Here is a 14,426-nt window from a genome sequence, read left to right as displayed (position 1 = left end):
TGTTTTTGAGATGGGCTTGCTTATTTATTCATCCATGCCTAACAATTGCTTTTTGTAGGCAATATTGACAAGCTCAGCCGTATTTTTTGCTTTCAGTTTGTATAGCAAGTTTTTTCGATGTGTTTCCACTGTATTTTTTGAAATCGATAACATTTCTGAAATGACTTGTGTGGTTAGTCCTTCCGAAATTTTGACCAAGACTTCCATTTCTCTTTTAGATACTTTTTCTGATAAGGTCTGTTTCTTTTTCACAAATCCACTAAGAAGCACTTTTGAAGCTTCACCTGAAATATAGGTTTCGCCATTGGCTACATTTTGAATAGCATGTAAAAGTTCAAACTTACTTGTGTTTTTCAGAACGTAACCCAATGCACCCGCCTTCAAAATTCCCGATATAAATTCTCTTTCGTTGTGCATAGAAAGCGCTAAAACATTGATGTTGGGAAAGTTTTTCATCAGATGTTTTGTGGTTTCAATACCGTCCATAATAGGCATGTTGATATCCATCAAAACAACGTTTGGGTGTTCTTCCTCTTTTTCTAAGGCATTCACGAAAGCCTTTCCATTATTAAATACACCATATATTTCTAAATCCTCCTCAGGTTCTATGAGTAGGCGTATACCATCAGCAATGATGCTGTAGTCGTCTACTATGGCTACTTTGATCGTTTGTGTTTGTATCATGTTAATTTATTTAGTGGTATTTCGATGTTTATTTCTGTACCTCTTCCTTGTGTAGAGTCCAATGTCCAAGTACCGTCGAGAGATATAATTCGAGATTCGATGTTGAGCAGCCCGATACCTTTTGCAGTGGTGTTTGTATCAAAGCCGCAACCATCATCTGAAATAAAAATAGATAATGCATCGTCTCTTGCGATTAATTGGATACAGACTTCAGTACAGCCTGCATATTTTTGAATATTCTGTAAAGCCTCTTGTATGATTCTGAAAACCGAAATTTCAATATCTTGACTTAAAGGTGTTTCATTTAAACCCATTATTGAAAAGTCAATCTCAAACTTATCAAGGGTTTCGTATTGGTCAATTAATTTTTCTAAAGAAACACTTAACCCAAACCTTGTCAGTGCACTTGGTAGCATATTATGCGAAATGCGTCTGATATCTTGACAGACTTCATCTATTTGCTCTAAGATTGGAGAAATTCTTTGAGTATCAGATTCAGGTTCAATCACATTCTGAATATTCAGTTTCACAGCTCCAAGCATAGCTCCAACGCTGTCGTGAAGGTCTTGCGCAATACGTAATCGCTCTTTTTCTTGCCCCTCAATTGTAGCTTTTAGCCAAGTTTTATTTTGCGCTTTAATTTCTTGATTTAGTAAATCTTTCTTTTTGACTTCTTCAATCAATTGTTGATTTAAAAACCTTTCTTTTTCAGAGCTTAAGATTTGTCTGATTTTAGACGAGATGAGTCTTGTAAATAGTTGAAGTTGATTTTCCAAATCTTCATTTAGCTGCTCATCTAAATTTTCTAATAAAATTGTACCTATAAAGTCTCCGCTGTTCATTGGTATGCTATAGAAGTTGTGAAGAGTAGTGGGGACTTTAAGATGATCTGTTGATTTATGACTGATGATTTGTTGTTCAATTTTGGTTTGGTAGGCAATATTTAGTTGATAAGCTTGCCCTTTTACATTCATTTCTGGTGAATAGGTAAAACAGTTGAAAGGGAAATTGTGCGCTTTATTGATTAAAATAAAATGATCTTTTTGATAGAGATAGACACTTCCATTATTGGCTGAACTCAGTAAAAACAGATACTTTAAAGCAAAGCTACTGACCTCTTCTATACTAGAAAGTTCTTCAAGTAAATTCTGAAATTCGAGATATACTTTGAAGGTGTCTAGTTGTTTATATTCGCTGTCTTTTCTAAACTTTCTATATGCTTGGTTTAGGGTATTAGCCTTATAATCCGCTCCCCATAATTTGTAGTTTTCTATTGCTTTTTCTAGGGTGGACTTATCCTCTTTTTGATTTTTAAGCTGATGATTGAATTTAAGCTCATAACCTAGTGCTTTAAATCCTTGGGGTGTATTTTGATTATTGACAAAACGATCAAAGAAAAACTCTGCTGTTGCATTTTCATTTTTTGAAGAATAGAAAACAGCTTTCAGTAATGTAGAAAAAGTAAAGATTTGAGAGCTTGTAGAAGTTTCTTTTTCATACCGCTCTAATTCTGAAATCAATTGTAACAGATATTCTTCTTTATGATTTGAGTTCTGATGTTCTGCTAGAGAAATACCTAGAAACATTAGATTAATGTTGTAAAGAATAGAACCTCTTTGCAATACTGAGTGTGCATAAGCTTTTTCAAATTCTATTGCCGCAAAAGCATACAAACCAATTGTAAATAAGCCGACTCCTTTAGAAAAGCTTTGAAAGAAAAGTGTCTCATTTTTACTGTAAACAGTCGTTGAGTGAATTGACTGATAAGCCTTTGGTAAGCTATTTAATTTTCCACTCAAAAATTTGATCAGATGATTTAGAGCCGAAACACTGTAGGCTATCGGACTATTTTGATTACTTAGCTGTTCACCTAAATCTGTTACATCTTCTAAATGATTTCCTAAAAGAACTTGGAGTGTATAGGCATGTGTTTGAAGAATGGATTGTAGGTAAAAATCTTTTTCTTTTTTAGCGATAGAAGCTCCTTGGTCAAGGTATTTAAGGTTTTCATGTAGCGTTCTTTTCCATGGTAAGGTGTAGAAAGTGAAAATTCCGTAAGCTCTAGCTAGATACAGTTTATTTTCAAGAGATTCAGCTATTTTAAGTCCTAACTGACCAAAGCTAATTGCGCGTTCAATATCTTGTTGCTGTGTAAATAGGAAACGTCCATACACACAACAAGCAACCGCTAGTTCACCTGTTTTTTTATACTTCAATCCATCTGTAATAATAGATAGATTCGATAATAGCATTTCTTCTTCAGATGTATGATGAATCGCTATCCCTGCATTGTATAAAAGCGTATTTTTATGGACGAAATGAGATGGCATTTCATCTAAGTCATCATGGTCTAAAGAAGCTAAGAAAAGTTTGACTTTAGAATCAATATCTGTTTGAAGTCTTTTAATTTTTTGTGGGGCAGTCTCAAAGAAGTTTTTAAAACCCAATGCACTTAATCCATCTAATAGAACATCTCTAGCAGTGGTATATCTGCCTAGGTGGTTATTGAGTTTTATCTTTTTGACATAAACATTAATTCGGTCTTCAAGTGGGTAATGTGGTACTAAAAGATCATCAAGTCTGAGGTTCGCATAATCATAATTTTTAAGAAGATATTCAAGCTGCGCTCTTTGGGTGATGATCTGATAATAGAGTTTGTATTTTTGAAGTGATCCATCAAAATTGAGATGCATTTCTGCCATTCGAAAATAATGTCTTCCTTCTTGAAAAATGCCCGATTTTAGTGCTTGTTCTCCAGCCTTTAAATTAGCCTTTGCGAGTAACTCATGTTTGTTGTTTTTTAGTGCGTATTGGCTTCCTCTATTGAGGTGATGAACTGCTGAAAAGATTCGATGACGTTCTTTTGCTTCTTGTAAAACACTAAACCCTATCTTAAAATGAGTCTTATTTCTTTCTGGAGCGGGAATAAGCTCATAGAGAAGTTTAGTTCGATATAACTCTTCTAGTTCAAATTCACCTTGATCATTGAGATTGATAAATTGCTTTTCTACAAGGGACAGCAGTTCTTGCTGAAGTTGACTATTAGATAATGCTAATAAATGGCAAAGCAACTCTATATCACATTCTTGGGCAATTACAATATGGTTGAGAATGGATAATTCTAAAGCTGAAAGTCTTTTTAACTGATCCTTTAATAGACTCTCAGCAGATTGTGGTTTTAGGTGTTTTCTTAAGGCAAATATATCCGTACACCAAAGTCCATCTAATAGCCAAATGAGCCTTTTACTTTCTAGCCAACTCAGAATAGATGAAAGGTATTGTATATTTCCTCCAGTTAATCGGTACAATTCATTTCGGACACTTTTACTGACAATGTTTGGAGCTAGTTTAACTTCCAAAGCTTTTTCAAAATCAGTTTTTGAGATAATGCTTATGAGAAATGTAGCTGAACTATGCGCTTTAACAATATTCAAGAAGTTATTAGAATGCCCTTCATTTTCGTTTAGTGAACTCAGGAATATGAAAAGCGCTTTTCCACTATTCCACTCTTTGAATAGACTTTTTAGGAAAAAAGAACTTGAGCTATCCAACCATTCAATTTTTTCAAAAACCAAAACAACAGGTTTTTCAGCTTCTTGAAAGCATAGTTCCATGAATTTACGAAAGTATTCAAGGCTATTCTCTCTTGTTGGCTGTTGCTGTGTTTTTGAATCCTCCGTTTTTTTTGAAATCACACCTTTCAATTCGGGAATAAAGGATTCTAGATTTGTGAATATTTCTAAAGAGTGTGATTTGATGAATTTATCATAAACTTTTTGAAGCAGCTCTAATCGCTCACTCAGTAGTAATTCTTGAATGAGCGCTTGTACTACCATACGATAGGCATAGTATGGCACATTCGATGAAAGTTGAGTACAACTGACTTTTATAAAGTGAATTTTCCCTTGAAATGAATGTGCAAGCTGATCTACAATTCGCTGTTTTCCAGTGCCCTCAATTCCTTGTATAAGAGATACTCTATGTTGTATATAGGTCGCCTCAATTAGTGTGTTGATGGTGGTTTCTAATTCAGAGCTTATCGACCTGTGTGTTGAAGTCGTCTGATCCATATTTACTTTTTAAACAACTGAAAAAAGTTAACATACTGCCCTAAAAAGTGTGTTTCTCTAAATAGCCATTTTCAGTGAATTTTGGCTTGCAGATGTTCACTAGCTTTGTAGTAAATACTAAAATACCTATGAAATAGTATAAGCAAGGTAAACGTAATTTTTTCGATATCTAAATAAGAAATTTAAATATATAATAATATGGTGCTTGTTGGAGATGGCGGATCTACAAAGACAGAATGGGTAGTTGTCGATCCTGAGCGAGGCCCAATAAAACGGTTTAGAACTAAAGGCATTAATCCGTATTTTTATACTTTCGCAGAACTAATCGAAGAGTTAAAACAAGCGGTAGTTCCTGAGACAGTAGGTATCGCACTTACTAAAGTGTTGTTTTATGCTGCTGGCTGTGGAAATCCTAGTTCTACAAAAATATTGACCGAAGCTTTCGAAGCCTGTTATGGCTCAAGTATTGAAACCCATGTCGGGAGTGATATGTTAGGCGCAGCTATCGCTCTTTGGCAAAATGAAGATGGAATAGCTGCAATTTTAGGTACAGGAGCAAATTCTTGTGTGTACCAAAATCAAGGGATAGTTAAAAATGTAGCTTCTCTTGGTTACATTCTTTCCGATTGGGGAAGTGGGGCTGTATTAGGACGAGATTTATTGAGTGAAATGCTTACGCATAAAATGGATCCTAAGCTTATTGAAGCTTTTTATGATAAATATGAGATCAATAAGTTAGATGTGTTGGACAGGATATACCATCAGAGTAAACCAAATAAATATTTGGCATCTTTTACTCCATTTCTAAAGGAAAATAGTTTTCATCCGCAATGCCAAGCTATTTTAGAGGATAATTTCAATAAATTTTTCGACTATTATATTTTAAAATATTCAGAAGTTGAAAATCTAAAAATTAGACTAGCAGGTTCAATCGCATTTCACTTTTCGGAGCAAATTGAAACTATTGCAGTACAAAAAGGCGTGGAAATAGATAAAGTGATGCAATCGCCAATTGATGGTCTAATCGATTACACAGTCGATAAGTCGACAGTTTTGTAATTAAAAACATAAAACAAAAATAAGATGCAAACAGAATCACCTTCATTATATAACGATCTTGATAAAATGGCTACTTCAGAAATCCTATTCAATATGAATCAGGAGGACGCCAAAGTACATTTGGCAGTAGCTAAAGCACTTAATGAAATCACTTTGTTGGTAGACGGTGCGGTAGAGCGTATGAAAAAAGGCGGAAGAATTTTCTATATCGGAGCAGGAACAAGTGGTAGACTTGGTATTCTTGATGCGTCAGAAATCCCTCCTACATACGGCGTACGTGATAAGGTAATCGGTATCATTGCTGGTGGAGATCATGCTATCAGAAATGCAGTAGAAAATGCTGAAGATGATTTTGACCAAGCGTGGGTAGACCTTCAAGCTTATGATATCAATGAAAATGATATTTTGGTAGGTATTGCGGCATCGGGAAGAACACCATACGTGATTGGTGGCGTGAGAAAGGCAAAAGAAGAAGGATTGCTGACAGCTTGTGTTGTGTGTAATTCAAATGCTAAACTGATTCCTGAAGTTGAAATTCCGATTGTAGCAGAAGTAGGACCCGAGTTTGTGACAGGTTCAACACGTATGAAATCGGGTACGGCTCAGAAATTGGTATTGAACATGATCTCTACTGCGGCAATGATCCGTTTGGGGCATGTGAAAGGCAATAAGATGGTCGATATGCAATTGAGTAATGAAAAGTTGGTGGATAGAGGTACTCGTATGATCATGGATGAGGTTTCTTCTATTTCTTATGAGGAAGCTCAAAAACTTTTATTACAAGAAGGTTCTGTACGTAAGGCCGTTGATTTTTTTAATAAACAGAAATAACTGCAAGGATTATGGACATGCTCGTAAAGTTGTATGACCTTCCTCAGAAAGCTGAGTTTCAAAAAAACTATGATTTACTCAGCGAAGAAGGCATCGAAATTCGTAGGGCTATTGCACCCGAAAGACATATTGTTGTAGATTGGGTGAAAACACATTTTAATCCGCATTGGGCAAGTGAGGTAGAAGCTGCTTTTTCAAATAATCCGATTTCATGTTTTATAGCCATTCAAGATGGGCAAATGAAAGGATTTGCTTGTGTAGAAGCTACTTGCAAGGCATTTTTTGGACCTACAGGAGTAGATGAAACAATGAGAGGAAAGGGAATCGGTAAATTATTATTGATCGAAACACTTCACGAGCTAAAACATATGGGCTATGCCTATGGCTTCATAGGAGGCATTGGTCCTGCAGAATTTTATGAGAAAGTTGTTGGGGCTAGCCTAATTGAAGGTTCAACTCCAGGTATTTACAAAAATATGCTTAGGTAAGATGAGGGACACAACGTTAGAAAGAGAACAAATAAAGCAAAAATCCCCTTGGACGTGGATTCCTTCGCTTTATTTTATGGAAGGTCTTCCATACGGTTTAGTCATGTATGTGACGACAATTCTGTACAAGAATATGGGATTGTCAAACACTGAATTAGCTTTTTATACTTCATGGCTTTATTTGCCTTGGGTTATAAAACCAATTTGGTCTCCATTCATTGACATATTGAAAACCAAACGTTGGTGGATTCTTATCATGCAATTTGTCATTGGAGTAGCTTTGGCAGGGATTGCATTTACCTTAAATACGGAATTTTGGTTCCAGGCATCTTTAGCGTTTTTCTGGTTAATCGCATTTAGTTCTGCAACTCATGATATAGCGGCAGATGGTTTCTATATGATCGGTGCCAGTAAAGACGATCAAGCTTATTTTATCGGTATCCGAAGCTTATTCTACCGTATTTCAATGGTATTTACCCAAGGTGGTGTAGTTGTTTTGGGAGGATACCTTGAAAAAGAATTCAATAGTGTGCCAATGGCTTGGTCAGTGACTTTAGGCGTTATGGCTATATTGATGGCAGTATCTTGGTTATACCATAGTGTGTTTATTCCTAAGGTTGAAACAACTTCAGAAGAAGAAAAGTCTGCAGGTAATATCATCAATGAATTCTTCGCAACTTTCAAAACGTTTTTTGAAAAAGAAGGTGTGTGGTTATCAATTGCATTCCTTTTACTTTATCGTTTTGGGGAAGCTCAATTGGTAAAAATGGCTCAACCATTCTTGTTGGATACGGCTGAAGTAGGAGGTTTAGGTTTGAGCACTACAGAAGTAGGTACGGTTTACGGTACGGTTGGTCCAATAGGTCTGATTCTAGGAGGTATTCTAGGAGGTATGGCCGTTTCAAAATATGGATTAAAGAAAATGATCTGGATTATGTTGGTAGCTATTAACCTACCACACATGACTTACATTTACCTTTCTTGGGTTTTACCAGAAAACTTATACTTAATTGGTGGTTCAATTATCTTTGAGACCTTCGGTTATGGTTTTGGTTTTACAGCCTATATGATGTATATGATTCATATGTCAGAAGGAAAATACAAAACGGCGCACTTTGCAATTGCAACTGCATTTATGGCTTTGAGTATGATGATTCCTGGCTTGTTTTCGGGTAAACTGCAAGAGGTATTGGGTTATGACAATTTCTTCGTATGGGTATTGTTGTCAGGAATCCCAAGTATCTGGATTGTTAAGAAAATACATGAAAAACTACCTGAAAAAGAATAGTTATGCAACCTCCATTTTTAACCTATTTAAATGATGAGTGGGTATTAGAAACCCTGTCATCAATGAGTGTAGAGGAGAAAATTGGTCAACTTTTTCAAGTTGCAGCCTTCTCTAATCGTGACGAAGAACATGAGCAGTTTATTGAAGAACTGATCGAAAAATATCATTTGGGAGGTTTGACCTTTTTTCAAGGAACTCCTGAAAAACAGATTGAACTAACAAACAAATACCAAGCAAAAAGCAAAGTACCTTTATTTATCAATATAGATGCTGAATGGGGATTGGCTATGCGTCTTGACGGGACAACCCAGTTTCCATATCAGATGGCTTTAGGAGCGATCCAAGACAATGAGCTGATTTTTAAAATGGCAAAGAAAATCGGTGAACATTGTCAACGCATCGGCGTCAGTTCAGCTTTAGCTCCTGTAGTAGATGTCAATAATAACCCTAAAAACCCTGTAATCAATTATCGTTCTTTTGGAGAGGATAAGGAAAAGGTTGCAGAAAAGGGAGTAGCCTATATGAAAGGCTTACAAGCTTCAAATATTCTAGATAATGCGAAGCACTTCCCAGGGCATGGAGACACTGCTACAGATTCACATTTGGAGCTACCTAAGTTGATGCACTCTAAAGAACGTTTGGATAATTTAGAACTTTATCCTTTCAAGCGTTTGATCGATGAAGGACTAAGTTCTGTAATGACAGCTCATTTGGAGATTCCATCTTTGGATAATAGAGAGCATATGCCTGTGACTCTTTCTGAAAAGATTTTGAGTGATCTATTATTTGGAGAACTAGACTTTAAAGGTCTAGCGATCACAGATGCCATGGATATGCACGGTATTACAAATCACTATGAGGATGGTGATGCAGATTTGAGAGCTATTTTGGCCGGAAATCACATCATTACAAATAGTAAGAGTGTACCAAAAGGAGTGGAGAAACTGAAAGAAGCTTTAGCTCAAAATATCCTAACGGAAGAACAATTGAATTCGATTGTTCAGAAAGTTCTAGCGATGAAAAAATGGGCAGCTTTAGATCAGTTCAAATCTATTTCTTTAGCACAGCTTGAAAAAGACTTGAATGATGAAGCTTCAGTTGCGCTTAACAAGCAACTTGCAAAAGCAGCAGTAACTCAATTGGGAGAAGGTGATTTTATTCCGCTTCAAAATAGAGAAAAGAAGATTGCTGTAATTCAAATTTTTGCAGAGAATAAAACGCTGACTTCAAGAGATCAAGTAGCGCATCACTTGAAAGAAGTTGAAAAGAAGGAGGCGAACATTCTAGCTGAAAGATTACAAAATGAGCTAGATAATGTGACTGTATTGACTTGGAGAGAAAGTCAAGGAATTGAAGCACTGCAAGAATTGATCGGCGAAGCAAAATCTTCTGATGAGGTGATTGTAAGTCTTCATGGCGTGAACATTAAGCCTTTCAATAACTTTGATATTCCTGAGTTCGTCAGACTAGAATTGATGAAGAATTTAGGAAATATTTCAACTACAATTTTATTGTTTGGAAATGCATACGCTTTAGATGAGGTAGAAGGTCATAAAAATGCTTCTACTATTTTTATCACTTATCAAGATAGTATCTATTTCCAAGATGCTGTAGTAGATGTGTTATTGGGTAAAGAAGAAGCGAATGGAACATTACCTGTTAGCCTTTCAAATTTCAAGGCAGGGGATGGACAAAGAAATGCAGTAAACGCATAGAGGTCATTATTTCCATAGAAGAAAAGACTCAGTTCAATTTATATAATTGTTCTGAGTTTTTTTGTTTATAAATTGGGCTTGTTTAATGACGATAAATTCGAATGTATAAATATTAAACACGGAAACTCACAAATCTTTTATGAAAAAGCTATTACCAATTCTTTCAATCCTAGCGCTATTTTCTAGCTCTTGTGTGGAGAATAAAGCAGAAGAGAAAAAAAACACAGAGACAGTCAAAATAGAGAAACCTTCTACCAAGTTACCAATAGAAAAACTGTCTTTACCAAACGGTTTTGAGGTCAATGTTTTTGCAGAAGATATCCCTAATGCTCGTTCGCTTGCAAGAGGAGAAAAAGGGACTATTTTTGTTGGAAACCGTAAAGAAGATAAGGTATGGGCATTGGTCGATTCAGATCAAGATGGTTATGCAGATGATCGCTATGTAATTGCAGAAGGCTTGAGTATGCCAAATGGAGTAGCTTTAAAAGATGGGAATTTATATGTAGCAGAAGTCAATAGAATCCTCCGTTTTGATGATATAGAAGCGAATCTTAAAAATCCTCCAAAGCCTGTCGTTATCTATGATAAATTTCCGACCGAGAGACATCATGGATGGAAGTATATTGCTTTTGGTCCTGACGGGAAATTATATATTCCTGTAGGTGCACCTTGTAATATCTGTAAGTCAGATGATCCTCAGTTTGCATCTATTACTAGAATGAACGATGATGGTAGTGATTTTGAGGTTTATGCACATGGCGTGAGAAATACAGTAGGTTTTGATTGGCACCCTGAAACAGGACAATTGTGGTTTACAGATAACGGTAGAGACATGATGGGAGATGATATTCCCGATTGTGAGTTAAATGTAGCTACAGAAAAGGGACAGCATTTTGGTTATCCTTATTGGCATGCGGGTGATGTAGAAGACCCTGAATTTGGAAAAGGAACGAAGTCAGAAGATTACATTGATCCTGTTCAGAAGATGGGAGCGCATGTAGCTCCTTTAGGAATGTCATTTTACACGGGAGATATGTTCCCAGAATTGTATAAAAAATCAGTATTTGTAGCAGAGCATGGATCTTGGAACAGAAGTAAAAAGTCAGGTTATAAAGTATCTTTAGTTTTGTTGGATGGGAATAAATCTGAGATTTTTCAACCTTTTATTGAAGGTTGGTTAAACGAAGAAACACAAAAGCAATGGGGTAGACCTGTTGATGTACTAGAACAACCAGATGGTTCACTTTTGATTTCTGATGATTTTGCCGGAGCTATTTATCGAGTGACCTACAAGAAATAAGAATAAACCTCCCCTTAAGATTTCTTGAGGGGAGGTGAATTATAAATTTATTGCATAGGACAATTAAGTTCGCTTCCTAAGGTAGAAGTACCACCTTTATTCCAAACTTCTGTTTGAGAAGTACCTCCAAAATCGGTATAAGCTTTCACATTAGTAATTACAGTACCTGTACCGCCTTTTACAAAATGCCAAGTTTTAGCAGGGGCAAAAATCTCAAATGTACCTTGAGTATTAGTCGTAACGATAAATGTAACATCATCATCACTAGGGTTTCTTAGTTGGAATACATCTGAACCCTCTATGGTAGAACGAGCAAAACCTCCAGTTGGAGTTAAACATAGCTCAGTCGTGATATTTACTTTGTCTCCTATTTCACCACAGCCCGAAAGTTTTTGAATGACACTATTCCATGTTGGTTCGGTATAGTCAATAGCCTTTTTATATCTAAGGCGAGCTTCTTGTTTGTTTGCAAATGGGACTTTTTTGGTTTCCCCATTTAATGTATAAACAAGATCGAAACCTTTCCATTTTTTAAACGCTGTGGTAACTTGAGATAAGTCGTAATTATTGGGGTTTAACGGCAGTGGCACAAAGGATGCATTTTTATTTTCTCCGCCCCATTCAAAATGTCGAATCCCTTTAATAGAACAGTCGTCATGGATTTCATATGCATGAAGTTTTCCATCAATTTCGGCTGTAAATAGACCGATGACTCTACTTCTTCCAGATTTCGTTCCAAGAAAATCTTTTTGTTCTTGCGTAAGTTCTATAATACTACTCTCAATGATTTCATTGGCTTGAGGAATTCTAAACATTGCTTCACCACCTCTTACTTTTGTGCTTGGGTTGTCATCTCCAGTTCTTATAGCAAAGCTGTCTTCAGTGAGGTCGCAAGGCAGCCAAGGATGATCGTCTTGAGTAATCAAAACTTCTGGTTTAAATTCATATGCTGAAACAAAGTTAAGATCGAAACCATCAGGTGTTTCAGAGCCAGAATCTTTAATCATGATCCATTTGATCGTAGTTCCCTCACTGACGGTCTCTGAAAGTGAAAACTCATTATTTGCAATAAAGGCTTCCCCTATTTCAATCCAGTCAGGATCATCTACTTGCATGTCGGTATCAGAATAATAGCGTGAATCATCATTGGGTAAAACGAAAACTTTAGCCTTTTCTGCATAAGAATTAAACCCTGAAGATGTTGGGGTGAACTGTGGAGCTCTATTCCAGCTCGTTTCTACAACTTGAAGCGTTGAATATGAATTTACTTTAATAGGCGTTTGGAGTTGCATCAATACATAGCCTCCTTCTCCTCCTAATGAAACAAATTTCTGGGCATTTTTACGATAATCAGCTAAATCTGCATTAGCAGCGTTTCCTCGAGAATCTCTTGTTGCATTATAGCTTTCTTCTGGATCGGGTTGAGACAAATCATTCGGTTCGTATATTCTTCGTTTTGGTCTGTATAGCTTCACTTCTGCATATTGATGACCCTCTTTTTCTCCTTTATACCAATCTTCAAAATATTGACCATCAATTTCTTTGTTGCTAAGTGTTTTATCATTAGGATTATTCGTGTTTCTATCAAATTGTTGGGTTGATGCCATATCACCCCAATTATGTATTAGGAGGTTTTCCTCATTTCCATCTAACTGCAATTCGATATCATCACGGACAACTGTACCATCTAATGTTCTTAGCTGTAAGAATTTACTAGAATGGTGAGAGGTAAAAACCATATTATCTCCTGTCAGAGCTGCTCCTGTTACTCGACCAGTTCCTTTGCCGCTTTCGTTATTACGGTTCATGTTCAATCCTCCCATTACTTTTCCTGCATCAAACTGAATGGTTTGAGTAGCCCAATTCCACTCTAGGTCAAGATATATAGCAGTACCGCCTTTCCACTGTGAAAAAGAGATTAAACGTTGATGTTCAAAACCGTCGGTTTCATTACTGTTTTGGGTGAATAAAATATCACCACCTCTGAATTTTACTTTTTTAGGATTGAAAGGAGTGACATCTTCAAAGTATTCTTCTCCGTCTTCTGTAGATTCAACACTGAGATTTCCATTGAATTTGTACTGTAGCGCGTGAACCCAATTTTCATTATTTTCTAAGCTAGGGTCATCTCTTTCCCAAATTTCAGTCCAGATATCTTTACCTGTATTAATGTTAGATGGGTCTTGCATACCATTTCCCCTGTCTGAGACTACTCTAAAGAAGCCAGCTTTACCCGCTATAAATAAGAAGCCTTCTTGATCTACATCTACTTGGGTTATTCCCCCAATTTTGCTCATATAGAAAGCTTGTGGGTTTTCTCTGACAGTGCTGATACTTGTTTGGCGTTGATCATATCGATACCCGAGTAGGAGTGATGATCGAACTTCATACGTATTTAAGTCAATTAAATAGATTCTACTTCTTTTTGCTATGACAACCGTAAGAAAACGGTTATCTGGTGATACACACATATGTCCTCCTCTAGGAAGTTCAAAATCTTGGTTGTCTTCTGTCCATAGATCAAGCTTAGTAAGTGTAGCATCTCCTTGTAAGCCTTGAAAGTCAAAACCTACTTTATAGATTTCAGATTTGTTGGTACTGTTTAATAAATAAACATCTTGGTTGAAAGCCATCCGTTTGTGGTTACCAACTTCATGGGTTGGAATGGCTTCGTTTTCTAGTTGTTGGTATTCATTACATCCTACAAAATAAATGAGTAGAAATAATGAGATGAATTTGAGAGATTTCATCTTACTTGTAGTTTATTGAGAAGTTTTAGTTTAGTTCAAAGGCTACGTTTGTTTTGCCCTTAATTAGAAGATTATACTTCTCTCATATAACAGTAGTGCTTACTAAAAAATTGGTTGGCAAGTAGATGATTTTATATCAAAAAGTAGTATGATCTTACATTATTAAGATTAGTAGAAATTATTGTTTTCGGTTTTTGATGTTAAGTAGATCGAAGTAAATATTTCTTTGCAATACTTCGTA

Annotated in this window: 9 protein-coding genes; 6 read left to right on the top strand and 3 right to left on the bottom strand. The window is 36.1% G+C overall.

The genetic code is table 11. The features are described 5' to 3' along the window. Positions 1-24 precede the first annotated feature (24 nt). Positions 25-684 (bottom strand): response regulator, encoded by a 660-nt coding sequence (locus BC781_RS03740; protein ID WP_109615893.1) that lies wholly within the window; start codon positions 682-684, stop codon positions 25-27. After that, entirely contained in the window at positions 681-4,754 is a 4,074-nt protein-coding gene (locus tag BC781_RS03735) for an AAA family ATPase (protein WP_109615892.1), read from the bottom strand. Before BC781_RS03735 ends, BC781_RS03740 begins: the two co-directional genes overlap by 4 nt. Before the next feature lie 198 nt (positions 4,755-4,952). On the opposite strand from BC781_RS03735, the gene BC781_RS03730 reads away from it, so the two are divergent. From BC781_RS03730 to BC781_RS03705, 6 genes are all read left to right on the top strand, one after another. After that, positions 4,953-5,813 carry an N-acetylglucosamine kinase gene (locus BC781_RS03730; RefSeq protein ID WP_109615891.1) on the top strand — a complete coding sequence of 287 codons (861 nt, stop codon included), beginning with the start codon at positions 4,953-4,955 and terminating at the stop codon, positions 5,811-5,813. A 24-nt stretch (positions 5,814-5,837) separates the two neighbouring features. Beyond that, positions 5,838-6,644 (top strand): N-acetylmuramic acid 6-phosphate etherase, encoded by an 807-nt coding sequence (locus BC781_RS03725; RefSeq protein WP_109615890.1) that lies wholly within the window; start codon positions 5,838-5,840, stop codon positions 6,642-6,644. 11 nt (positions 6,645-6,655) lie between these two features. After that, complete coding sequence (locus BC781_RS03720) at positions 6,656-7,132, top strand: GNAT family N-acetyltransferase (protein WP_317047223.1); 477 nt, start codon at positions 6,656-6,658, stop codon at positions 7,130-7,132. Position 7,133: 1 nt separating this feature from the next. Further along, positions 7,134-8,420 (top strand): MFS transporter, encoded by a 1,287-nt coding sequence (locus tag BC781_RS03715; RefSeq protein WP_109615888.1) that lies wholly within the window; start codon positions 7,134-7,136, stop codon positions 8,418-8,420. A 2-nt stretch (positions 8,421-8,422) separates the two neighbouring features. Then, positions 8,423-10,135 carry a glycoside hydrolase family 3 protein gene (locus tag BC781_RS03710; RefSeq protein WP_109615887.1) on the top strand — a complete coding sequence of 571 codons (1,713 nt, stop codon included), beginning with the start codon at positions 8,423-8,425 and terminating at the stop codon, positions 10,133-10,135. Between the two features lie 139 nt (positions 10,136-10,274). Beyond that, positions 10,275-11,435, top strand: coding sequence for a PQQ-dependent sugar dehydrogenase (locus BC781_RS03705; protein WP_109615886.1), 1,161 nt, complete (start codon positions 10,275-10,277; stop codon positions 11,433-11,435). Between the two features lie 47 nt (positions 11,436-11,482). Here BC781_RS03705 and BC781_RS03700 read toward each other — a convergent pair whose 3' ends face one another. Then, a complete protein-coding gene (locus tag BC781_RS03700; RefSeq protein WP_109615885.1) occupies positions 11,483-14,185 on the bottom strand; it encodes a hypothetical protein in 2,703 nt (900 codons plus the stop codon). Positions 14,186-14,426: the final 241 nt, after the last annotated feature.

Source organism: Sediminitomix flava (genome assembly GCF_003149185.1).
In the GTDB taxonomy this organism is placed as follows: Bacteria; Bacteroidota; Bacteroidia; order Cytophagales; family Flammeovirgaceae; genus Sediminitomix; species Sediminitomix flava.
The sequence above is the reverse complement of the archived record's forward strand: the minus strand, read 5'-3'. Positions and strand labels throughout refer to the sequence as shown.

Coding starts and splice junctions, on each gene's coding strand:
- BC781_RS03740 (WP_109615893.1), bottom strand. CDS start 684: ATGATACAAACACAAACGATCAAAGTAGCCATAGTAGACGACTACAGC.
- BC781_RS03735 (WP_109615892.1), bottom strand. CDS start 4,754: ATGGATCAGACGACTTCAACACACAGGTCGATAAGCTCTGAATTAGAA.
- BC781_RS03730 (WP_109615891.1), top strand. CDS start 4,953: ATGGTGCTTGTTGGAGATGGCGGATCTACAAAGACAGAATGGGTAGTT.
- BC781_RS03725 (WP_109615890.1), top strand. CDS start 5,838: ATGCAAACAGAATCACCTTCATTATATAACGATCTTGATAAAATGGCT.
- BC781_RS03720 (WP_317047223.1), top strand. CDS start 6,656: ATGGACATGCTCGTAAAGTTGTATGACCTTCCTCAGAAAGCTGAGTTT.
- BC781_RS03715 (WP_109615888.1), top strand. CDS start 7,134: ATGAGGGACACAACGTTAGAAAGAGAACAAATAAAGCAAAAATCCCCT.
- BC781_RS03710 (WP_109615887.1), top strand. CDS start 8,423: ATGCAACCTCCATTTTTAACCTATTTAAATGATGAGTGGGTATTAGAA.
- BC781_RS03705 (WP_109615886.1), top strand. CDS start 10,275: ATGAAAAAGCTATTACCAATTCTTTCAATCCTAGCGCTATTTTCTAGC.
- BC781_RS03700 (WP_109615885.1), bottom strand. CDS start 14,185: ATGAAATCTCTCAAATTCATCTCATTATTTCTACTCATTTATTTTGTA.